Annotated in this window: 21 protein-coding genes; 18 read left to right on the top strand and 3 right to left on the bottom strand. The window is 48.8% G+C overall.

What is annotated here, in order from left to right:
- Both DXB18_RS03120 and DXB18_RS03115 read right to left on the bottom strand, forming a co-directional pair.
- A complete protein-coding gene (locus DXB18_RS03120) occupies positions 1 to 1,044 on the bottom strand; it encodes a tyrosine-type recombinase/integrase (protein ID WP_118705931.1) in 1,044 nt (347 codons plus the stop codon).
- Positions 1,045 to 1,050: 6 nt separating this feature from the next.
- Entirely contained in the window at positions 1,051 to 2,004 is a 954-nt protein-coding gene (locus tag DXB18_RS03115; protein WP_118705929.1) for a hypothetical protein, read from the bottom strand.
- Positions 2,005 to 2,527: 523 nt separating this feature from the next.
- Here DXB18_RS03115 and DXB18_RS03110 point away from each other — a divergent pair.
- The 5 genes from DXB18_RS03110 (at position 2,528) to DXB18_RS03090 (ending at position 4,697) form a co-directional block, all read left to right on the top strand.
- Positions 2,528 to 2,746 (top strand): hypothetical protein, encoded by a 219-nt coding sequence (locus DXB18_RS03110; RefSeq protein ID WP_118705927.1) that lies wholly within the window; start codon positions 2,528 to 2,530, stop codon positions 2,744 to 2,746.
- A gap of 42 nt (positions 2,747 to 2,788) precedes the next feature.
- Positions 2,789 to 3,034, top strand: coding sequence for a hypothetical protein (locus DXB18_RS03105; protein ID WP_118705925.1), 246 nt, complete (start codon positions 2,789 to 2,791; stop codon positions 3,032 to 3,034).
- Positions 2,997 to 3,377: a response regulator gene (locus DXB18_RS03100; RefSeq protein WP_243103123.1), complete on the top strand. Its 381-nt coding sequence runs from the start codon at positions 2,997 to 2,999 to the stop codon at positions 3,375 to 3,377. The genes DXB18_RS03105 and DXB18_RS03100 overlap by 38 nt, the downstream gene beginning before the upstream one ends.
- A gap of 157 nt (positions 3,378 to 3,534) precedes the next feature.
- Positions 3,535 to 4,164, top strand: coding sequence for a hypothetical protein (locus tag DXB18_RS03095; protein ID WP_207665758.1), 630 nt, complete (start codon positions 3,535 to 3,537; stop codon positions 4,162 to 4,164).
- Between the two features lie 239 nt (positions 4,165 to 4,403).
- Positions 4,404 to 4,697, top strand: a complete 294-nt coding sequence (locus tag DXB18_RS03090) for a hypothetical protein (protein WP_207665757.1) — start codon at positions 4,404 to 4,406, stop codon at positions 4,695 to 4,697.
- 117 nt (positions 4,698 to 4,814) lie between these two features.
- On the opposite strand, the gene DXB18_RS03085 is transcribed toward DXB18_RS03090, so the two are convergent.
- Positions 4,815 to 5,738 (bottom strand): LysR family transcriptional regulator, encoded by a 924-nt coding sequence (locus DXB18_RS03085; protein WP_118540541.1) that lies wholly within the window; start codon positions 5,736 to 5,738, stop codon positions 4,815 to 4,817.
- Between the two features lie 175 nt (positions 5,739 to 5,913).
- On the opposite strand from DXB18_RS03085, the gene DXB18_RS03080 reads away from it, so the two are divergent.
- The 13 genes from DXB18_RS03080 to DXB18_RS03020 all read left to right on the top strand — a co-directional run bounded on the left by DXB18_RS03080 (position 5,914) and on the right by DXB18_RS03020 (position 21,685).
- The gene (locus tag DXB18_RS03080; RefSeq protein ID WP_118540542.1) at positions 5,914 to 6,747 is read left to right on the top strand and encodes an ABC transporter permease; all 834 of its coding nucleotides are present in this window, start codon (positions 5,914 to 5,916) and stop codon (positions 6,745 to 6,747) included.
- Positions 6,740 to 7,522, top strand: a complete 783-nt coding sequence (locus DXB18_RS03075) for an ABC transporter permease (protein ID WP_118297651.1) — start codon at positions 6,740 to 6,742, stop codon at positions 7,520 to 7,522. Before DXB18_RS03080 ends, DXB18_RS03075 begins: the two co-directional genes overlap by 8 nt.
- Positions 7,523 to 7,535: 13 nt before the next feature.
- Entirely contained in the window at positions 7,536 to 8,576 is a 1,041-nt protein-coding gene (locus tag DXB18_RS03070; RefSeq protein WP_118705919.1) for an ABC transporter ATP-binding protein, read from the top strand.
- A gap of 250 nt (positions 8,577 to 8,826) precedes the next feature.
- The gene (locus tag DXB18_RS03065; protein WP_118540544.1) at positions 8,827 to 9,939 is read left to right on the top strand and encodes an ABC transporter substrate-binding protein; all 1,113 of its coding nucleotides are present in this window, start codon (positions 8,827 to 8,829) and stop codon (positions 9,937 to 9,939) included.
- Positions 9,940 to 9,955: 16 nt separating this feature from the next.
- Positions 9,956 to 11,674, top strand: a complete 1,719-nt coding sequence (locus DXB18_RS03060) for an adenine deaminase C-terminal domain-containing protein (protein WP_118705917.1) — start codon at positions 9,956 to 9,958, stop codon at positions 11,672 to 11,674.
- An 83-nt stretch (positions 11,675 to 11,757) separates the two neighbouring features.
- A complete protein-coding gene (locus DXB18_RS03055) occupies positions 11,758 to 13,113 on the top strand; it encodes an amidohydrolase (RefSeq protein WP_118705915.1) in 1,356 nt (451 codons plus the stop codon).
- Between the two features lie 91 nt (positions 13,114 to 13,204).
- Complete coding sequence (locus tag DXB18_RS03050) at positions 13,205 to 14,398, top strand: tyrosine-type recombinase/integrase (protein ID WP_347560842.1); 1,194 nt, start codon at positions 13,205 to 13,207, stop codon at positions 14,396 to 14,398.
- Positions 14,395 to 14,859, top strand: coding sequence for a tyrosine-type recombinase/integrase (locus DXB18_RS03045; protein ID WP_118705911.1), 465 nt, complete (start codon positions 14,395 to 14,397; stop codon positions 14,857 to 14,859). Before DXB18_RS03050 ends, DXB18_RS03045 begins: the two co-directional genes overlap by 4 nt.
- Before the next feature lie 238 nt (positions 14,860 to 15,097).
- Complete coding sequence (locus DXB18_RS03040) at positions 15,098 to 16,966, top strand: TIGR03960 family B12-binding radical SAM protein (RefSeq protein WP_118705909.1); 1,869 nt, start codon at positions 15,098 to 15,100, stop codon at positions 16,964 to 16,966.
- A complete protein-coding gene (locus DXB18_RS03035) occupies positions 16,941 to 17,663 on the top strand; it encodes a TIGR03936 family radical SAM-associated protein (protein ID WP_347560841.1) in 723 nt (240 codons plus the stop codon). The genes DXB18_RS03040 and DXB18_RS03035 overlap by 26 nt, the downstream gene beginning before the upstream one ends.
- Positions 17,647 to 18,837: a ribonuclease E/G gene (locus DXB18_RS03030; RefSeq protein ID WP_347560840.1), complete on the top strand. Its 1,191-nt coding sequence runs from the start codon at positions 17,647 to 17,649 to the stop codon at positions 18,835 to 18,837. The genes DXB18_RS03035 and DXB18_RS03030 overlap by 17 nt, the downstream gene beginning before the upstream one ends.
- Positions 18,838 to 18,877: 40 nt before the next feature.
- Entirely contained in the window at positions 18,878 to 20,233 is a 1,356-nt protein-coding gene (gene trkA, locus DXB18_RS03025) for a Trk system potassium transporter TrkA (RefSeq protein WP_118705905.1), read from the top strand.
- A 12-nt stretch (positions 20,234 to 20,245) separates the two neighbouring features.
- On the top strand, positions 20,246 to 21,685 hold the full coding sequence (locus tag DXB18_RS03020) for a TrkH family potassium uptake protein (protein ID WP_118705903.1): 1,440 nt from the start codon (positions 20,246 to 20,248) through the stop codon (positions 21,683 to 21,685).
- Positions 21,686 to 21,816: the final 131 nt, after the last annotated feature.

The raw sequence follows: 21,816 nt of genomic DNA, 5'->3' as shown, positions 1-21,816 counted from the left end.
TTATACAATGTCGATCTTCTTCACGCTCTTTCTTCGTTCTTCTTCGATCGCCGCATAGAACTTCCGGGTGATGTTGACATCATTGTGCCCTAAGATATCCGCCACAAGGTAGATATCGTTCGTTTTCGCGTAAAGGGCAGAGCCGTAGCTGCTCCGGAGCTTGTGCGGCGTGATTTTCTTTTTGGGTGTAACGATAGAAGCATATTTTTTTACGAGATATTCTACGCTTCGCACGGCAATGCGCTTCCCCCGCAGGGAAAGAAAGAGGGCCGGTTCCTCTGCCGGATCGATACCGGCACCTTTTCGCTCCTCAAGGTAATGTTCCAGATGCCGCGTAACTTCATCGCTGAAATATACGGTTGCTTCTTTTCCACCTTTCCGGTGGATGTGAATGCTCTGTTCCATTAAATCCACATCCCCCAGATTCAGACCGACGCATTCCGAGACACGAATGCCGGTTCCAAGCATTAAGGCAAGGATCGCACAGTCCCTTGCCCTTGTTTTTTTGTGAAATTGCTTCTGCTTCGGTGAAAGACCGTCACCGCTTTCTGCTTCTTTGATCAGCTTCCGAATTTCCTCCTGGTTTAAGCGGACGATTTCTTTCTCCCGGATACGCGGCACCTGCATGGACAGCGTCGGATTGGTCTTGATCTGCCCCGTACGGTAAAAGTAGCCGTAAAAGCTTTTCAGGGAGAAAAACTTGCGCTTGATTCCGGCCTCTTTATTTGTATTTTTATGGTCCGGGTTATCGGGCCGGTATTTTAAATATTCCAGATAACGCTCCAGATCCGTAACGGTGATTTCAGAGAAATCGTTCATGGAAATTTCGTTTGTCTCCAGGTCCGATAGTTCTGGTTTCAGATTCCGGATAAATGCAAAAAACATACTGATGTCGTATGCATAGGAGAGTCTTGTCATAGAAGAGGTTGCAGGCTCGATTCCACGAAAGAAATCCGCACAGAAAGGTGGGAGAGAAGCAAGCAGCTCTTGCAGTTTCTTTTCATTTTTAAAATCACGCTGTTCATGATATTGCAGTTCTTCCATATAAAATTACTCCTTGATTGTCTGGTCCTGGTTCGGGGCTAGTGAAGCTCTCAGTTGTTCCAGTTCCGTCTGCAACCGGACATTCTCCCGGTCGGACGCCCGCAGTTCTTCCTGGAGTTCCCGCTCTTTGGCGATCACGGCACGTTCCAGCTTCAAATCCGCTTCCATCTGAGTCTGCTTTAACTGGTTCTGCGTATCGGTATCCTTCTCCTGTAATTGTCTTTGCAGGTCAGATACCTGGACCTTATACTCTAACAGCTGGTTTTCCAGTTCCCGGAGCTTTTCCTGGTTCTGTCCGGCAATACTCTCTAAATTTTTCCTCTGTGCTGCTTCGTGCGACAGTGTCTGTTCCAGTTCCCTGGTTTTTAATTTTAATTCCGTATTTTCTGATTTCACCAAAGCTTCCGCTTTTTGCAGCTCGTGAAGCTTTTGCAGCTGTTTTTGCAGCTCCTCATTCTGCGTCTGAAGAAGCCGGTTCACTTCTTCCTGGTCGGAGATTGCCTTCTTTGCGGAGTTCAGCTGATTCGTTGCGTATTCTGCCTGTTCTTTTAAACGGTTCTGTTCTTCTTCCAGCTTCTTTGAGACAGCCTCTGCCTGTTCTTTTTCTCCCTGCAAAGCTTCCATCTTTTCCCGCAGTTCATCAATGGTACGGTCCTTTCTTTTTAAGTCAGACTGAAACTGTTCAAGAACCCGTGCCTCCGCATTGTTGCTCAGCTCAATGCTGTTGATATACGCTGATAATAGTTCCTTACAAAGACGTTCAAAATTTTCAATTTCCACCAGACGTCCGGGAGTAGCAGCCTTCGCATTGTTTAACTCCAGAACCTGCATCAGATGATCAAACCCCTGTGCCTGGTTCATTCCATGTGTAGTGCAAAACTGGCGGAAAGCCTCCGCGGAATCCGGGTCAATACGGAAATTAACCTGTTTGCTTTCTTTAACGGTTCGTTCTTCTTTCATCTATTTGAATCCTCCTCGGAAATCTTGCTGTGTGAGATTTTGAGCTGCCTTGCATATCAAAAGAGCAGCAATGGTGTATCCATTGATCTGGCAAATGTTTTCTATGTACCTGTACAGATCTTAATCCTCTTCAGGCCTATATGCTAGTATAGCATATCGAAAACATGTTCGTCAATTCTTATTGTGTCACACATCTACAAATGTTATACATTACTATACTTGCATATGTTATACATAGCATCGTATAACGCGATAATAGAAGAAAAGTCTGGGAAAGTATACGAAAAACACAAGAAAAACAGCAGAGAAAATTGAATGACAAATCAAAAAGATGCGCACACAATTCAAGGAAATGCCAGGATACGAGCCAAATGTTAGAACATATATTCGAAAATATTAGTTTAACATTGCGCAAAACCTCAGTTTTGCGCAATGTTAAAACCGAACATTTACATTTCTGGAAAAAACAGATATAATTCAAGGGATTTTATAGCAAAAACGTACAGGAGGTGAGATTGCGATTATGTCGATACTGTTTGCTATAGTATTTTTAGTGCTGATTTTTAAATGTGTCGGTCTGGCCCTGCGTGTTTGCGGAACACTACTGGGTGCCCTGTTAAGTCTGGCCGGTTTTCTCCTGTCACTCACACTGGGGGCAGTACTGTTCGGACTTTCTACCGCGTTTGCGGCAGTTCTGCTGCTGATCGGAATTGTATGGCTCGTGATTCGGATCCTTCTATAAAAACGGGCATCGAAAAATCCACTGATTCGGAGAGAAACTAGTATGAGCAAAAGCATGATCAATAACCGTTTTTTAGAAGAGACCGTGTTTGCGATCGCAGATGGGTACTGCGTCATTAACCTTACCAAAAACTATGTGCCTGGCGTCATGTACCAGGTCATTGATGGCAGGCAATATAACCTGAATGAGCAATTAGGCCTGCCGGAAGATTCCAGTCTGCAGAGTCTGGTGGATGCCTGGGCATTAACAATTGAACGCAGAGATCGCAGAAATGCTTTTGTCAGATGAAGGAGCAAAGATCACGGTCGTGAAAAATGGCCTGCAGGCAGTGAAAGCCTTTCAGGAAAACCCATGCAATTATTTTGATGCCATTCTTATGGACATCATGATGCCTGTGATGGATGGGTTGGCTGCGACAGAAGCCATCCGGGCAGCAGCGCGCGAAGATGCGAAAACAATCCCAATTATTGCCATGACTGCGAATGTCTTCCAGGAAGATCAGGAACAGTGCTATAAAGCGGGAATGAATGCCCATCTGGCTAAGCCGCTGAATATGGAAAAAGTGATAAGAACGATCTATGAGCAGTGCAGGTACAAGCTGAGTGGGAGGCAGCAGAATAAAAAAACCTAACCTTTAGTTAATGGTTATCCCATAGGATCCACCGTACAATAACAGTACGGTGGATTTTCTATATGATAGGAAATTGCATCCTATCATTTAGCCAATAGAGGAGGAATGCAGGATGAAAAAATGAAAAAGTAATTTATTTCCCGTAATCACACTGGCAGTGTGTCTTGGACTTGCTGCCTGCGGTGGAGGAAGAAAGCCACTTGAAATCACCGTAGTGAACCGTACTACATATCCTGTGGAAGACATCCGTATTAGAGAAACGGATGGGAAAGACTGTGCTCTGAACGATGATGGCCGCGGGGATCTGATCCCGAGTGAACGTATTCCTGTTTTGATGGGCGGAGCGCTTCCCTTTACCAATATGCAGAACCTTCGAACGGAAAACAATGAGGATGGAACGTACCGCTATGAGGATTTCACGCAAGATGGCCAGATCCTTATAGTAAATACGGCAGAGCCGACCCGGTTTGCCCCGGAGGTGCAGGATCTGGAAGATTATCTGACAGCCTGCGCCCTGTCATTAAGTGATACGGATACCTGTGAACTGCTATCTGCAAAAGCAAATGAGAAATATACTGAGAACCTGACTTATCCGGTTTATATCGTAACGTACACCGCAGGTGAGAACGAGGATACCAGGAAATGGACGGTATTTGCTGTGGATACTGACAGTTATACCTATCTTTACGGGTTCTGTGAGTCTGTGGATATGGAAGAAGATATGGATGAGATTTACCAAACTATTTTTTCGCAGCTGTATCTGAGTGATGAAGAGGGAGATTTATGAAGAAAAAAAATAAGCGGTTCCGTTTCCTCCAAACCGGTAAAGATAACAGATGCTAAGCTATCAAAAAAGCTGGGACATTATCCGGCAATGTCCGTCATCTGTTTTGGGTAGGCGTGGTTGGCTTAGTGAGCGGTATCATTTCTTTTTTGTGGTGCAGAATAAGGCGCTCAAATCGCTCCTTGTGACAGTGCTGTTATTTGGCGGCATTATCTGCACGGTTTATCCATTTCAGCAATGTAATGCCGAAGAACGTATCAACAACCGTGATCGATGATCTGGAACGAGTGCTGAAGCTCGGCGGATATTGGTTTATTAAGATGAACCCGTACTATTCAAAAGAAGAGTTTGAAAGCTTTGGATATAAAAATGCGGGTAATAATATTTATGAAGAAGATCATATTATGAGATTAAGAGAGGCAACTACAAACTATTGGAAAGAAAAATTTACACGTTTTGGGAAAGAAATCATATATTTGGAATTCGAATACCCGTGGCAGGAGGGAATGAACCGTCTGTTTGTTTATCAGAGCTAAAGGTGCCAGAAGATTCGCAGCAAGAAGCCGGATACTGAAGGATAGTGTCCGGCTTCTTTTACGAGGTGCGCCTGACGGCGCACCTCGCAGATGGATATAAATTTCTGGGAGAATGTTTTATTTCTCACGGCAATATTCCCGGATCATTTTCAGAAAATCTCTTGCATGCTGCGGCAGATACCGGTTTTTCCGATAGGCGGCGATGGTAGTTGTGAGGGCCGGTCTGTGGCCGACGGAGAAGCAGAGGGCGCGGTTTCCGGTGTACTGGTTTTCATAATGGAAATAGCTCTCCGGGGCGAAGGCAGCGCCGACGCCGTCCATGGCCAGATGGATCGACATGGAGGAGTTTCTCGTGTGGAGAGAGACCGGTGGATTGATGTTGTACTCTTGAAAGAGATCCAGGGAGATGCCACCGGTGTTCTGGTCCGGGTAGAGGAGAATGAAGTTTTCCTCTTTTAATAGGGAAAGATCCAGCCACGGGTAGCGGAAGCCGGGGCGGGTAATGGCTTTTGCGGCGAGAGGATGGTTTTCATGCAGGACCAGAACGATCTCCTCAGAGCGCAGGATCTGGTAGTCCATGGTCTCGGGAAATTCATGGATATTGTAAAGGGTCAGGTCGATGGATGAGGTCTCCAGACTGTTCTCCGCAATGAAATTTACTGCTTCCATGATATTTAAGGTCACATAGGGGTATCGTTTATGAAACGGTGCCAACATCGGTTCGATCAGCGTGCTACCCATCATGATCGGCACGGCGATGTTTAAGCGGCCGCGCTGGCGGTGAGCGATATCGTCGTATTCCTGCATCCACTCATCGCCGCAGGCAACGATCTGTTCGGCGTAGTGGAGGTAGCGTTCACCCATGTAAGTCGGGTAGTAGCGGTTTTCGTGGCGGCTGAACAGCGGAGCGCCGAGACGTTCTTCCAGGTTCTTTAAGTACTTGCTCAGGGACGGCTGGGAGATATAAAGGGATTCGGCGGCTTTGCCGATGCTCTGGTGGCGGGCGATCGCCAGGATATAGCGGGCTTCTTTTAATTCCATACAGGGGCCTCCTCATAGCTTTACTGCATAAAAATTATAGATAATATGTATTTGACGTATAGTATATCACTTTTTATAATAAATGTAAAATATAAGTGCAATTGATGAAAAAACAAATATTTATAAGAAGCACTAATTAAAACTTATCACGCACAGTTGAGAAAGGGGCAAACCAATGAAAAAGAGCAGTGCATGGTGCATGCTGGTTCCGGGACTGGTGATCTTATTTCTGTTCCTGATGATCCCGCTGCTTCGCGTTCTGGTTCCAAGCGTGTTTACGGGGGATTACCCGTTCAGCGCGTACGTGGACTTTTTTAAGGACGAGTATTACAGAAAGATCTTTTTGAGAACCGTGAAGATCGCGGTCATCACCACCTTTGTCTGTATGGTGGGCGGTATCCCGACGGCGTATTTCATCAGCCGCTGTGATAAGAAATGGAGAGGACTGCTTCTCTCTGCGTCGATCTTTCCGATGATGACAAACTCTGTTATCCGAAGCTTTGCATGGATCAATATTCTCGGCAGCAACGGGATCATCAACAAGGCCATGATCGCTATGGGACTGATCGAGAAGCCGATTAAGCTTTTATACACTGACTTTTCTATCATCATTGGTTCTGTCTACCTGTTCCTTCCGTTAATGATCGTAACGGTTGCCGGTGTTATGGAAAATATTGATGATGATATGATGGAGGCGGCACAGAGCCTCGGAGCCTCAAGAACGGAAGCGTTCATGAAAGTCATCTTCCCGATGAGCCTTCCGGGAATCATCGTCGGCGGTATTCTGGTATTTACCGGAACCCTGACCGCGTACACGACGCCGCAGTTATTAGGAGGCAACAGCAACATGGTCATGGCGACCCTGATCTACCAGAGAGCGATGTCCGTCAGTGACTGGACCGGCGCGTCCGTGATCGCCCTCATCATGATCGTTGTAACCCTAGTTGTGATCAAAGGATTTAACGCTCTGGCCGCACGGCTGGACCGCAGAGGTGAAGATTATGCGTAAAAATAAAGTGTTGACCATATGGGCAGCGATCGTATTTGCATTTTTGATGATCCCGTTACTGATCATCACCGTAACGGCATTCGGCGGCGGAAGCGCCATCACATTCCCGATCGAGTCCTTCTCGACGAAATGGTTCGCGAACGTGTTCGCGTTAAAGTCTTTCCGCAGATCATTCCTGACCAGCCTTGAGGTCGCGCTCCTCGCGACATGCATCTCTCTTCTGGTCGGAATCCCGGCGGCTTACGCGCTGGCGAGAGCCGGTTTAAAAGGAAAGCAGTTATTAAAGTCCATCTTCCTTTCCCCGACAATCGTTCCGGGAATTGTAATCGGCTTTATTATGTACCAGTGCCTGATCCTGACACTCAGGATCCCGGTGTTCGCGGGACTTCTCGCAGGCCATTTTATGGTGACACTTCCGTATGTGATCCGCGTAGTCGGTTCTTCGATGGAGCAGTTCGACTTTTCAATCGAGGAGGCGGCGTGGAGCCTCGGATGCCCGAAGGGAGCGGCGTTCTTCAAGGTCGTTCTTCCAAATGTGACCTCCGGAATTTCCTCAGCATTCATGCTGGCGTTCATCAATTCCTTCAACAACATTCCGGTGTCCATGTTCTTATCCGGACCGGGAGTTTCCACATTCCCGTCAACACTGATGAACTATATTGAATACAACTATGATCCGACCGTATCGGCGGTTTCCGTACTTTTAATGGCAGCTACCGTAGTCATCATGGTGATCGTAGACCGCACACTGGGTATCGCAGCCCTGGCGAAATAAGGAGAATATGACCATGGCTTTTATGAGTTTAAATGGAATCGACGTAAGTTACGATAAAAAGAAACAGATCTTAAAGGGGCTGAATCTGGAAGTCGAGGAGGGCGAGCTTGTATCCCTCTTAGGTCCCAGCGGCTGCGGCAAGTCCACGACACTCCGCGTCGTTGCAGGCTTTATCGACCCGCAGGGCGGAACCTTCACATTAGACGGAGAGGACATGACAAAGGTCCCGGTCCACAAGCGCCAGTTCGGCCTGGTATTCCAGAGCTACGCCCTGTTCCCGCACTTAAGTGTTTATGACAATGTAGCGTTCGGGCTCAGAACAAGAAAGATGGACAAGGACCTGATCGACAAGAAGGTCAGGGAGATCCTTGAGGTCTGCGGCCTGACAGAGCTTGCCGACCGTTTCCCGAAGCAGATGTCCGGCGGACAGCGCCAGCGAGTTGCCCTCGCGAGAGCACTTGTCATCGAGCCAAAGCTACTGCTCTTAGATGAGCCGTTATCCAATCTTGATGCGAAATTAAGACTTTCCATGCGTGTGGAGATCAAGAGACTTCAGAAGCGCCTTGGAATCACCACATTATTTGTTACACATGATCAGGAGGAATGCTTCTCCATCTCCGACAAGGTGGCTGTTATGAACGGCGGTGTCATCGAGCAGTTTGACACACCGGAGAACATCTATAAGAGACCGGCGACAGAGTTCGTCGCGAGATTCATCGGTTTCGAGAACTTCCTTGAGCTTGCGAAAAAGCAGGACGGCGTTTATACAGCACCGGATGGAAGCGAGTTCTTAACTTCCATGGATCTCGATTGCGAGAAATTCGCGGGAACGATCCGCCCGGACGATATCTGTCTGGCAGATGATGTTCAGACGGAGAATGTCTTAAGCGGTAAGATCGGTGTCCGCACATTCCTCGGGAAGAGCTATCAGTACGAGGTTGAGACTTCCGCCGGTGTCCTGAAGGTAAATATGGGAACTGACCATGTTTATAAAGAGGGCGAGGAGATCCGTCTGTATCTGCCGAAGGATAAGCTGATTCTCGTGAGAAGATAGGAGACAGAGATCTTAGGGCACAGGTCATGCGCCGAAGGGAGAACCAGAAAGATCGAATCGTTCTCCGGATGGAAAACAATGAAGGGAACCATCGCAGGATGTGGGGGATATGAACGGATAGTTCCGAAACAGACCCATATTCATGCGGGAAAATATGCAACTGCCCATTTGTACAGCTTGTGCGGAAAGCACAGACCTGCCGGACAGTTACAAAACATTATCTCAAAAAGAGAGAAAGAGGAGAAAAACCATGAAAAAAACAGCAGCAGTTGTACTTTGCGCAGCAATGATGCTTACCGCCTGCGGCGGCGCATCCACAACAGAGACCACAGCAGCAGGAAGCCAGGCAGCAGGCTCTGAGGCAGCTTCTTCCGCAGAAGAGACAAAGGCAGCTTCCGGAGACGCACAGAAGCTCGTATTATCCACATACGGCCTCAGCGAAGATATCTCCGAAGAAGAGGTTTACACACCGTTTGAGAACGAGTTCAGCTGTGAGATCGTTACTGAGACAGGCGGCACAAACGACCGTTATACAAAGTTAGCGGCAGACCCGAACTCCACCATCGATGTGATCGAGCTCTCCCAGGCTATGACAGCGAAGGGCACTGACGAGGGACTTTTCGATACGATCGACTTAAGCAAGATCCCGAATGCTGAGAAGCTGATCCCGGCTGCAAAGGAGATTGCAGAGGCAGGACAGGGTGTTCCGTACACCATCAACAGCATCGGTATCATCTACAACCCGGAGCTTACAGGATTTGAACTCACAAGCTTTGATGACCTTTGGGACGAGCGCCTTGCAGGCATGGTTTCCATCCCGGAGATCACAACAACATTCGGACCGGCTATGGTTTACGTTGCAAGCGACCACGCAGGCGTTGACGTAACAACAGACAACGGCGAGGCTGCTTTCAAGGCACTTGCTGACTTAAAGCCGAACCTTGTTAAGACTTACACAAAGTCTTCCGACCTGATCAACATGTTCACATCCGGTGAGGTTGCAGCAGCAGTTGTCGGTGACTTCGGCGTTCCGACGATCGTAGCCGCTAACCCGACACTTGTTTACGTTACACCGGACGGAGCTTACGCTAACTTCAACACCATCAACGTAACAAAGAACTGTGCGAACAAGGAGCTTGCTTACGAGTACATCAACTACCGTATCAGCGAGGAGCTTCAGACAAAGACAGGTAAGGCATTAAACGAGGCACCGACAAACAAGGACGTTACATTCACTGAGGAAGAGTCCAAGGATATGACCTACGGCGACAAGGCTGCAAAAGTTAAGGTTGTTGACTATGCTTTTGTAAACCCGATCTTAAATAACTGGATCGACCAGTGGAACAGAACGATCAACAACTAATAACGAGGAATTTTATATGAGACCCGATTTCATTCTGAAAAATGTCATGGTCTATCAGACCTTCAGACAGTGTTTTGAAAAGCGGGATGTGGCAGTTGCAGGGGAAAAGTTTTATTGCGTTTCCCCTGCAATTTCATATCCGGGAGTGCGGGAGATCGACGGAAAAGGCAGATACATGCTGCCTGGTCTCGTGGATATCCATATGCACATCGAGAGCTCGATGACATATCCGGGCGAGTTTTCAAGGATCACGCTTCCATATGGAGTAACAACGGTGGTTGCCGATGCCCACGAGATGGCGAACGTGTTCGGCATGGACGGCATCCGGGCTTTTATGGCGCAGAAGACGAAGCAGGATATCTTCTGGGCGATCCCGTCCAGTGTACCGGCGACAAATGAGAAGTTAGAGACAGCCGGGGCGTCACTTGGTGTAAAGGAAATTTCTGAGATGGCATCCTTAGATGGAGTTCTCTGCCTTGGAGAGATCATGAACTATAAGGATCTCTCAGCAGAAGGCGAGAGCCGGACGCGGGATCTCATCAATGTGTGCCGGAACGCGGGAAAGAATCTCCGAATCGAGGGGCACTGCCCGGGACTTACGGGGGCGGATCTTAACCGCTTTATCTATGAAGGTGTTGATGCGGACCACACCCAGCAGACTCCACAGTCAGTGATGGAGAAGACAGAGCTTGGGATGTTTCTGGAGCTGCAGTTCAAATCCCTGACGCCGGAGGTCGTGAAGACCGTCTGCGACAATGAACTCTATGAGAATGTGGCGCTGGTGACGGATGACACGATGGCAGATAAGCTTCTGACCGGACATCTCAATAAGATTATCGAGACGGCTGTGAAGGCTGGAATGCCGATGGAGAAGGCGATCTACTGCGCGACCTGGACACCGTCGAGACGGATGCATCTGGATGACAGAGGGATGATCGCGCCGGGAAAGATCGCAGACTTTATGCTGCTGGACAGTCTGGATGGGATCGATCCGGTTGTGGTTTATAAGAAGGGCGAGTGTGTGTACTGCAAGGACAAGGAGGCTTACGGTGCGGCAGAAGCTGCGGCGTGCAGTTTCCCGGCTTCTTTCTACCACACGATCAACTGCCGTCCGGCGGAAATCTCCGACTTTGTGTTAAAGGCGGAAGATCCGGAGGCGAAATGGGCGGAAGTCAATGTCATGAAGATCGGCACCTTCGGAACGGCAACCACACCGGTGAAATGCAGAGTCGAGGTGAAGGACGGTGTGCTTGACTGGAAGTCGGCAGGACTTTCCCTTGCAGTCGTTTTCGAGCGGTACGGCAAGAATGGAAATATCGGATATAGTCTCGTGGAAGGAGCACTGACGAAACCGGGCGCTGTGGCCACCACGTGGTCCCACGACAGCCATAACCTGTTTGTCCTGGGAACAGATGAGAACGATATGAAACTGGCCCAGAGGCGCGTCCTAGAGCTCCAGGGGGCATATGTGGCGTTCGCTGAAGGAAGATCCCTGGCAGAGGCGGGACTCACCATCGGCGGCATCGTGTCGGATCAGCCCATCGAGGTTCTCGGACAGGAATTAAAGGAAGTGCGGACGGCGATGGAAGGTCTCGGATATGTGAACAACAACGTGGTCATGTCCATGTCCACGCTTTGCCTTCCGGTGTCACCGAAACTGAAGCTCACGGATCACGGGCTTTTGACGGTGCCGGGGCAGGAACATGTGCCGTTGGTTGAGAAGTACGGGAAGTAGTTTTACGGCCCGCCGCCGGTTTTTCTCCGCGGATAGTGGAAGAACCGGATCAGGTCGAAATTATGAAGGATGAAATTAGAACGATGAAGAAGATTATCAAAAACGGCATTGTTGTGACGATGAACGAGGCAGGTGATGTCTGGGATCATGGTTATGTGATGTTTGAAGATACAAAGATTCTGGCAGCAGGACCGGAGGAAGAACTTGAGAAGGCGCTTCAGGCGCTTACTGCGCAGGGGATTTTAAAGGCTGGCGAGACCTTCGAGGAGATCGACGCAAAGCGCGCCATCGTGATCCCAGGCCTCGTAAACACCCACTGCCACCTCGGCATGATCCCGTTCCGCGGCCTCGGGGACGATTGTAAGGATCGCCTGCGGGTGTTCCTGCTTCCGATGGAGAATCAGGCCATGGACGCGGAGATGGCCAGGCTTTCCACGCGATACGCCATAGGCGAGCTGCTGCTCTCCGGTGTGACGACAGTGCTTGATATGTACTATTTCGAGGAAGTTGTGGCGAAGGTCATGGACGAGATGGGGATCCGCGGAATCGCCGGTGAGACGGTGATGGAAAAGGATTCCTGCGACAGTAAGAACGCGGATGAGGCCATCGAGCGTGGAATTGCACTGATCGAGGCGTACAAAGATCACCCGCGCGTTTCCGGAGCGATCACGCCCCACGGAACGACGACCTGCAGCCCGGAGACTTTAAAACGGGCATATGAGGAGGACGTGAAGGCGGGAACCGTATTTACGCTCCATGTGGCGGAGATGGACTACGAGATGACCCAGTTGAGGGAACAGTATAATATGACGCCCATCGAGTTTATGGAGCATATCGGAGTCCTCGGACCGAATACGCTGGCGGCCCACAGCATCCGCACGACGGAACATGACGTGGAGATCCTCGCGAAGCACGGAGCGTCCGTGGCCCACTGTATCGCCTCCAACACGAAGGCCGCAAAGGGCGTGGCTCCGGTGTCCCTGATACATAAGCACGGCATGTCCGTCGGCTTCGGTACCGACGGTCCGGCGAGCGGAAATACGCTGGATCTGTTCATCCAGATGCGGATGTGCGAGAACTTCCACAAAAATGAGCTCCACGATCGCAGCGCGTTCCCGGCAAAGGAGGTCGTTTCCATGGCGACGATTGAGGGAGCAATAGCGTTAGGACTCGGCGATATCACTGGTTCCATCGAGCCCGGAAAACAGGCGGATCTCGTCCTCGTAGAGACCGACTCCCCAAATATGTTCCCGGTATACGACCCGTATTCGGCTCTTGTGTATAGCGCGATTGCATCGAATGTGAGAGATGTTTATGTTGCGGGTGAGTGCCTCGTAAAAGAAAAGAAGCTTGTCCGTGAGGACTTCGCGAAGATCAGGAATGACCTTCGGGAGAAGATGGAGCGGACAGCGTTTAAGGATATGAAGAATCTGGTGTAGAAGATAGAAAAACGGGGCTGTCGTACTAACGTGCGGCAGCTCATTTCATATTCCCAACACAAAACGCCGAGCTTCGAAAAGCCCGGCGTTCGTGGTATACTGTCTGATGCTGCACGGGCTTCGGTATGGGGAAATCCGAGGACTCTGTTTTACAGATTTTAATAAGCAAGAGCGGACGGTAACGGTCCGAAGGCAGGCTGTACGTCTCTCAGACGTCGATTACGCAGGTAAAAAAATTCGCGTTTCCAGAACAGGAATCGAAATAAAAGCAACGAAAACCGAGGAAAGTGACCGGGTTTTACGGATGCTGGAAATTATCTTTTCCTTAGCGGAAGAACGCAGAGACTGGCTGGAACTCAGAAAAGAAACCAGAAAAAAGAACAAGAAAGAATGGTCGGATGAGTATGATGGCTATATCTGTATTGCAGATCGGGGAGAGATCAAGTCAGACGCCACCTTAAATGCCGCTTTAAAACGGATCTGTGCGGATGCCGGCATTCCAATCGTCACGACTCACAACCTGCGGCATATTGCGGCAACTATGATGTTTGAATACGGTACGCGTAATCAGGACCATCCGGAAGAAATCCTGTTGCATGTTTCAGAATATCTTGGACATGCCAATATTGGAACTACATTTGATGTCTATACTGCTTATATGGAAGCGGAATCCAGAATCGATATTATCGCAGGAGGGCCTATTGTGGAGTGGAAGTTTCGCGATAGCATAACATCGGATCATGGGAAATATGTCATCCGTTTTTCGCTTACATTTTCTGACGGAACCGTTTTCCCAAAGCAGATAGGCAGCTTCGAGACACAAAGAGACGCGCAGGACAAAAAGAATAAAATCATAGGACAACTGGCAAGAAAGGAATACATCGCAAGTCAGATTCTGGCAGAAAATTTTTATGATTACTGGCTGAATGAACATATGGTAAAGGTACGGAAGATTAAATACGGCACCTTTGTGTGTTACCGGAACATCATACAAAATTATATTTTGCCCATAATAAAAGGGAGGACGATGGATGTAGTAACCAATGATGACCTCTTAAAGATTCTGGATTCCATGACGCCAGGGCTTTTATCACCGGCTTACGGAGTCTTCGGCTCTTCTTTCAAGTATGCCAAAAAACACGTTCTGATTAACAAAAATCCTGCTACAAGCGCAATTTCCATAAAGCGAAAGCAGGTATCCAAAAAAGAAGCGAATGAAAGAGCCGCAGCTGCAAAAGGTGGACCCAGTCGCCGGAGGCAGAAGGGAAGGATGCAGGCGAGGTGACAATCTGGCATCGGGCGGATGGCACTGCCTATAACCGCCGGTCCTATAAGGATGATTTCAATTCCATGAAAAAACTTTACGGTCTCCCGGATGATTTTCACTGGCACGATCTGCGTCATGTATACGCAACATTGATGGTCCATTACCAGGTCAATATCAAAGAACTGGCCATCGCACTCGGACATTCCAGCGGAATTTTCACGATGCAACACTATGTTGTTCCGAGCCAAAAAGTTTGTGAAGACGTTCCGGAATTTGAGAAAATTTTCCTGAATGCCATGCCGGTAAAACTGGAAAATGATGAGATCGTTCTGAAGGAAACCCTGATTTTTGAGGTTCCTGGATTTGACGAATATTCGGAAAACTTGATAAAAAGTTCGACGATAGAAGCTCGAAAAATTGATTTCGGGAAAGAATCTATTGCGGAAACACGCGAAATACCGTATAATAATGCGGTCTGATCTGTACATTTAGAGCGGATTTATCCGTAAAATAACGGAAAATCCGAATTGTGCGTATTTCAGAAACAATTTTTTTTGTCGTAAGAGCGAAAAATATTATGTAAACTATCCGTGAGAAAAAGACACTTGACAAGAATTTGTGTTTTTACGCTTACGGAGAAAATCAGAGAAAAAGAACTAAAAAACAGCGATGAACCCATCGCTAAAAACGTGAGAAATGTAGGTAAAATAAGGATTTATGAGAAAGTTAGCGTTAAGTGATGAAATTTTATTAACCGTTCAACAACCCGCCAGATACATCGGTGGGGAAGTGAACTGTGTCATGAAAAATCCGTCCCTTGTGGACATTCGGTTTGCCATGTGCTTCCCGGACGTATACGAGATCGGCATGTCCCACCTTGGCATGCAAATCCTGTACGCGATGTTTAACAAGCGGGACGATGTGTGGTGTGAGCGTCTGTTCTCTCCGTGGACAGACTTAGACAAGGTGATGCGGGAGCAGCATATCCCGCTGTTTGCGCTGGAATCCCAGGATCCGGTGAAGAATTTTGATTTCCTGGGCTTTACGATCCAGTATGAGATGTGTTACACCAACATCCTGCAGGTGCTGGATTTAAGCGGCATCCCGCTGCATGCGGCTGACCGTACGGAGGAAGATCCGGTCGTGATCGGTGGTGGTCCGTGTGCCTATAACCCGGAGCCGCTTGCCGTATTCTTTGACATGTTCTATATCGGCGAGGGCGAGACCCAGTACGATGCACTGTTTGATCTGTACAAAGAAAACAAGAAAAATGGCGGCAACAGAAGAGATTTCCTGGAGGCAGCAGCCAAACTTCCAGGCATCTACGTGCCGATGTTTTACGATGTAGCTTACAACAAGGACGGCACCATTGCGTCCTTCACCCCGAATAAAGAGGGCATTCCGGCTACCATTACCAAGGAACTGGTTATGGACATGAACGATGTCCCGTATCTGGAAAATCCGGTAGTTCCGTACCTGAAGGTAACCCAGGACCGCGTGGTTCTGGAGATTCAGCGCGGCTGCATCCGCGGCTGTCGTTTCTGCCAGGCAGGCAATATCTACCGTCCGCTGCGTGAACGCAGTCTGGAGTTCTTAAAGGATCATGCATACAAGATGTTAAAGAGCACCGGCCATGAGGAGATTTCCTTAAGCTCCTTAAGTTCCAGTGACTATACCCATTTAAAGGAGATCGTAAACTTCCTGATCGAGGAGTTCCAGGGCAAGGGCGTGAACATTTCCCTGCCGTCTTTGCGTATCGATGCGTTCTCCCTGGATGTCATGAGCAAGGTCCAGGATATCAAGAAGAGCAGCCTGACCTTCGCGCCGGAGGCCGGTACCCAGCGTATGCGTGACGTCATCAATAAGGGACTGACGGAGGAGATCATCTTAAAGGGTGCCGCTGAGGCATTCCACGGCGGCTGGAACCGTGTAAAGCTGTACTTTATGCTGGGACTTCCGACCGAGACCAGAGAGGATATGGAGGGCATTGCCCTGCTGTCTGAGAAGGTTGCAGAGCTCTACTACGACGAAATCCCGAAAGAGCAGCGCAACGGCAAGGTTCAGGTTGTTGCCAGCTCTTCCTTCTTTGTTCCGAAGCCATTTACCCCGTTCCAGTGGGCGCAGATGTGCACCAAGGAGGAGTTTTTGGAGCGCGCTTACATCGTAAAAGATAAGTTCAAGGAGATGTTAAACCGCAAGAGCTTAAAATATAACTACCATGAGGCTGACCTGACGGTCCTTGAGGGTGTTCTGGCCCGCGGAGACCGCCGTGTGGCAAGCGTTGTGGAAGAGGTTTACAAAAACGGCGCCATGTTCGATTCCTGGGGTGAGTATTTCAAAAACGACACCTGGATGCAGGCCTTCGAGACCTGCGGCATAGACCCGGATTTCTATACCGTAAGAGAGCGCAGCTTAGATGAAATCTTCCCGTGGGATTTCATCGATGCAGGCGTGACCAAGGAGTTCTTAAAGCGCGAGTGGCTGACTGCCATCAGCGAGAAGGTGACTCCGAACTGCCGTCAGCAGTGTTCCGGCTGCGGCGCGAGAAAATTTGGAGGAGGTGTCTGCTTTGAAGATAAGAATTAAATTTGCTAAGGAAGGCACCATGAAATTCATCGGTCATTTGGATATCATGCGTTATTTCCAGAAGGTGATGCGCCGTGCCGATGTCGATATCCGCTACAGTGAGGGCTTCAGCCCGCACCAGATCATGTCGTTTGCGGCTCCGCTCGGCGTGGGACTGGAGAGCCGTGGCGAGTATGTCGATATCGAAGTGCTGAGCACCGATTCTTCCAAAGAAATGCTGCGCCGCATCAATGAAAATATGGTAGAGGGCATGGAAGCGCTTTCTTACCGGGCACTTCCGGATGATGCAGGCAATGCCATGTCCTTAGTGGCGGCAGCCGACTACGAAGTCCGTTTCCGGGAAGGTTATGAGCCAAAAGATCTGGATGCATTTTTCGCCGGGATCCCAGAATTTCTGAAAAAAGAAGAGATCCTGTTTTTAAAGAAGACCAAAAAGGGCGAGAAGGAGATCAATATCCGACCGCAGATCTACCAGATGGAAGCCCGTCCGGAGCATAAGATCTTTTTACAAATTGCGACCGGAAGTGCTGCAAACTTAAAGCCGGATGCCGTGCTTCGCGCTTACGCAGAAAGCCGCGGCGAGACGCTGGGCGAGTTTGCGCTTATGGTTACCCGTTTGGAAGTATACGCAGATAAGGGAAGCGAAGAAAAGCATGACTTCGTGACCCTGGAATCATTTGGTGAAGACATTGAATAAGCTAATCGTAACCCGGTGGCATGACCGCGTCCTGACAGCTCTGGTTTCCGGCAAGGAGACTCTGGAGCTTGGACTGGAGGATGCATCATCCATTCTGGGTAATATTTATGTTGGAAAAGTCCAAAAGGTCGTAAAAAATTTAAACTCCGCTTTCGTGGATTTCTCTGATGGCCGTACTGGCTACTACAGTCTGACTGACAATAAGGTCACGCTGTTTGCCGACGGCCGGGACCGGAAACTGAAGGAAGGCGATGAGATCATCGTACAGGTGGCAAAGGATGCGGTGAAAACAAAGGATCCCGTGCTGTCCGGGAACTTAAATTTTTCCGGAAAATATGCAGTCCTGACTGCCGGAAAGCGTGTGATCGGCTTTTCTTCCAAAATCGATGACCGGGAGTGGAAAGAACGCATGCGTCCGCAGATTGAGCAGCTTCTGGACGGCAAAAGCACCGGCGTCATCATCCGCACAAATGCATACGGACAGGAAACAAAGCTCCTTCGGGAGCTTTCCGCGTTACTGGAGCAGTTTGACCGTGTCATGAACCTTGCGCAGTACCGGACCTGTTACAGTCTTCTTTATGAAGCAGAGCCGGATTACTTAAAAGCGCTGCGCAACTGTCCAAATGGAAGTCTGGAGGAGGTTGTGACGGACCAGCCGGATCTTTTTGCACGTTTGCAGGAATATTTCCGCATTTCAGATCTCTCAGAGACAACCGGACTGCGTTTTTATGAGGACAAGCTTTTAAGTCTGGCGAAATTATATTCGCTGGAGTATGCATTAGAGCAATCTTGTCAGAAAAAGGTATGGCTAAAGTCTGGCGGATACCTTATAATAGAGTGCACAGAAGCCATGGTCGTCATTGACGTGAACACCGGAAAATATTCCGGCAAGAAGAATCTCGCTGATACCATTCGCCTGATCAACTTAGAAGCAGCAAAGGAAGTTGCACACCAGCTGAGACTCCGCAATCTGTCCGGCATCATCATAGTCGATTTTATCGATATGGATACGGAAGAGGATAAGGCACTTCTCATGGACACCTTAAAAGCTGCCGTGCGGCCGGATCCGGTCAAAACGACCGTTGTTGACATGACACCGCTCAACCTGGTGGAAATGACACGAAAGAAAGAAAAGAAACCCCTGTGGGAACAGATCGCCCAGATTTCAAAATAGGGTATAACGACCAACAGAGGATAGGAAAAGGGGATGCAGCATGAAGATTATCATTGTAGGCTGCGGTAAGGTCGGACTGACCCTGACCGAACAGCTAAATAATGAGGGACATGATATCACCGTGATCGACAAGGACGGCGCCAAGCTCCGCTCTGTGACCGATAACATCGATGTGATGGGAGTAGAGGGGAACGGTGCGATTTACCAGGTGCAGATGGAGGCCGGAATCAAAGAAACGGACCTTCTGATCGCAACCACCAACTCCGATGAGCTGAATATGCTCTGCTGCCTGATCGCAAAAAAAGCCGGCAACTGCCACACCATTGCGAGAATCCGTAATCCGGAGTACGCGAACGAAATACAGTATATCCGGGAGGAATTGAACCTGTCTATGGCGATCAACCCGGAGCTGGCAGCAGCTACCGAGATTTCCAGACTGTTAAAATTCCCGTCTGTCATTAAGATCGACGCATTTGCAAAGGGCCGCGTGGAGCTGATGAAATTTATCATTCCAGATAACTCTGTGCTTGACAATATGCAGGTATACGAGGTTGGACCGCGTCTTCACTGCAGCATCCTGATCTGTGCAGTAGAGCGCGGAAACGATGTCATCATCCCTGGCGGAAACTTCTGCCTGCAGAAGGGCGATAAAATTTCCTTTGTGGCATCCGGATCTCAGGCAACCGAGTTTTTCCGCCAGGTCGGACTTTCCAATAATACGATCAAAACCGCCATGCTGGTGGGCGGCGGCAAGATTTCTTACTACCTCGCCAAGATGCTGGAAGACACTTGCATTAAGGTTAAGATCATCGAGCAGGATCTGACCCGCTGTCATGAACTGAGTGAGCTTTTGCCAAAGGCCATGATCATTCACGGAGACGGTTCCGACCAGCAGCTTTTAATGGAAGAGGGAATTACCCAGACCGAATCCTTTGCGGCACTGACCGGATTCGATGAAGAAAACATCATGCTTTCCCTTTACGCGGCAAGCGTTTCCAAGGCAAAGCTGGTCACCAAGATTAACCGCATCGCGTTTGAAAATATCATCCAGCAGATGAACCTCGGAAGCATCATCTATCCGAAAATGATCACGGCAGACGGCATCATCCGTTATGTCCGTGCGATGCAGAATTCCATGGGAAGCAATGTGGAAACCCTGTATAAGATCGTTGCGAACAAAGCCGAGGCGCTGGAGTTCCGCGTGGAAAAAGACGCACCGCTCATCGGCATTCCGCTGGAAAAGCTGTCCTTTAAAGATAACCTTCTGATTGCCTGCATCAACCGCGGCGGACAGATCATCACCCCGCGTGGTAAAGATACGATCGAGCCGGGCGATACCGTCATCGTGGTCACGACCCATTCGGGCCTGAAAGATCTGAAGGATGTCTTAAGATAAGAGGGATGCATCATGAATATTGGAATTGTATTTTATTTTTTAGGCTGGGTCCTTGGAATTGAAGGAATCCTGATGATCCTGCCATGCGTGGTGGCATTGGTCTATCAGGAGCCGAGTGGATTTTATTTTCTTGGTGTCGCTTTATTTTGTGCCATCAGCGGCTGGCTTCTGGCGCATAAAAAATTAAAAAGTACTGTTTTTTACGCCAAAGAAGGCTTTGTGGCAGTTTCCTTAAGCTGGATCGTATTAAGTTTCTTTGGCGCATTGCCGTTTTTCTTAAGCCGGGAGATCCCGTTGTTCGAGGATGCACTGTTTGAAGTCATTTCCGGGTTTACGACCACCGGAGCCAGCGTGCTTCCGGATGTGGAAGCCTTAAGCAAATGTATGCTGATATGGCGCAGCTTCACCCACTGGATCGGCGGTATGGGCGTTCTGGTCTTTATCCTGGCAGTCCTCCCGCTTGCCGGGGGCTACAACATTCATATCATGAGGGCAGAGAGCCCTGGACCGTCTGTCGGAAAGCTGGTTCCGCGCGTGCGCACAACCGCAAAGATCTTATATCTGATTTACTTCTTTATTACGGTTGTCCAGATCGTTCTGCTGCTTTTGAGCGGCATGCCGTTATTTGATTCTATGGCGATGAGTTTTGGTACGGCAGGAACCGGCGGTTTCGGTATTGTCAACAGCAGCTGTGGAGACTATACGTCGCTGCAGCAGTGGATCTTTACCATTTTCATGATCCTGTTTGGCGTAAACTTTAATGTATATTACCTGTTTTTGATCCGGAAACCGAAGGATGCACTACACTGCGAAGAAATGCGTGGGTATCTTGGGATCATCCTGGTCAGCACACTTCTCATCACATGGAATATCCGTGGTATGTTCCCGGATATCCTGACAGCGTTAAAGCATGCAGCCTTCCAGGTTGGATCTATCATCACCACAACTGGTTATTCCACAATCGATTTTGACTTATGGCCGGGCTTTTCCAAAACAATCCTGGTATGTCTGATGTTTGTGGGTGCCTGTGCCGGAAGTACCGGCGGCGGTATTAAGGTTTCCCGTATCGCGATTGCCGTGAAGACCGTAAACAAAGAGCTGTCTTCCCTGATCCACCCGCGGAACGTCAAGGTATTGAAATATGAAGGAAAGCCGATCGAGCATAATGTGCTGCGTTCCATTAACACGTATCTGGTGGCTTATATTTTAATCTTTACCGTGTCCCTGCTTCTGATCAGCCTGGACAATTTCGACATGACTACCAACTTTACGGCGGTAGCAGCGACCTTGAATAACATTGGTCCGGGACTTTCAAAAGTGGGTCCGACCTGCAACTTCGGGATTTTTAATCCGTTTAACAAATATATCCTGATGTTTGACATGCTGGCTGGACGTCTGGAACTGTTCCCAATGCTGCTTTTGTTTTCCCCGCGTACGTGGGTGAGAGAGTAGAGAAAAAAGTTTTAAAAAAGATAAAATTAAGATTGACATTGATAACATTTCATGCTAGTATATATGAGTATGTGCCGCACAGCGAGGTTTGAAAGTTCCGAGTCCATCGGATCCGGACACCGAAACTGGCG

Origin of the sequence: Clostridium sp. OM02-18AC (genome assembly GCF_003481825.1) — a bacterium.
Classification (GTDB): Bacteria; Bacillota; Clostridia; order Lachnospirales; family Lachnospiraceae; genus Brotaphodocola.
Note: the sequence above shows the minus strand (reverse complement) of the source record. Positions and strands in the feature narration are given on the sequence as shown.

What these genes read in the sequence shown, in the direction of transcription:
- DXB18_RS03120 (WP_118705931.1), bottom strand. Translation starts at nt 1,044, where the DNA reads ATGGAAGAACTGCAATATCATGAACAGCGTGATTTTAAAAATGAAAAG.
- DXB18_RS03115 (WP_118705929.1), bottom strand. Translation starts at nt 2,004, where the DNA reads ATGAAAGAAGAACGAACCGTTAAAGAAAGCAAACAGGTTAATTTCCGT.
- DXB18_RS03110 (WP_118705927.1), top strand. Translation starts at nt 2,528, where the DNA reads ATGTCGATACTGTTTGCTATAGTATTTTTAGTGCTGATTTTTAAATGT.
- DXB18_RS03105 (WP_118705925.1), top strand. Translation starts at nt 2,789, where the DNA reads ATGAGCAAAAGCATGATCAATAACCGTTTTTTAGAAGAGACCGTGTTT.
- DXB18_RS03090 (WP_207665757.1), top strand. Translation starts at nt 4,404, where the DNA reads ATGCCGAAGAACGTATCAACAACCGTGATCGATGATCTGGAACGAGTG.
- DXB18_RS03085 (WP_118540541.1), bottom strand. Translation starts at nt 5,738, where the DNA reads ATGGAATTAAAAGAAGCCCGCTATATCCTGGCGATCGCCCGCCACCAG.
- DXB18_RS03080 (WP_118540542.1), top strand. Translation starts at nt 5,914, where the DNA reads ATGAAAAAGAGCAGTGCATGGTGCATGCTGGTTCCGGGACTGGTGATC.
- DXB18_RS03075 (WP_118297651.1), top strand. Translation starts at nt 6,740, where the DNA reads ATGCGTAAAAATAAAGTGTTGACCATATGGGCAGCGATCGTATTTGCA.
- DXB18_RS03070 (WP_118705919.1), top strand. Translation starts at nt 7,536, where the DNA reads ATGGCTTTTATGAGTTTAAATGGAATCGACGTAAGTTACGATAAAAAG.
- DXB18_RS03065 (WP_118540544.1), top strand. Translation starts at nt 8,827, where the DNA reads ATGAAAAAAACAGCAGCAGTTGTACTTTGCGCAGCAATGATGCTTACC.
- DXB18_RS03060 (WP_118705917.1), top strand. Translation starts at nt 9,956, where the DNA reads ATGAGACCCGATTTCATTCTGAAAAATGTCATGGTCTATCAGACCTTC.
- DXB18_RS03055 (WP_118705915.1), top strand. Translation starts at nt 11,758, where the DNA reads ATGAAGAAGATTATCAAAAACGGCATTGTTGTGACGATGAACGAGGCA.
- DXB18_RS03040 (WP_118705909.1), top strand. Translation starts at nt 15,098, where the DNA reads ATGAGAAAGTTAGCGTTAAGTGATGAAATTTTATTAACCGTTCAACAA.
- trkA (WP_118705905.1), top strand. Translation starts at nt 18,878, where the DNA reads ATGAAGATTATCATTGTAGGCTGCGGTAAGGTCGGACTGACCCTGACC.
- DXB18_RS03020 (WP_118705903.1), top strand. Translation starts at nt 20,246, where the DNA reads ATGAATATTGGAATTGTATTTTATTTTTTAGGCTGGGTCCTTGGAATT.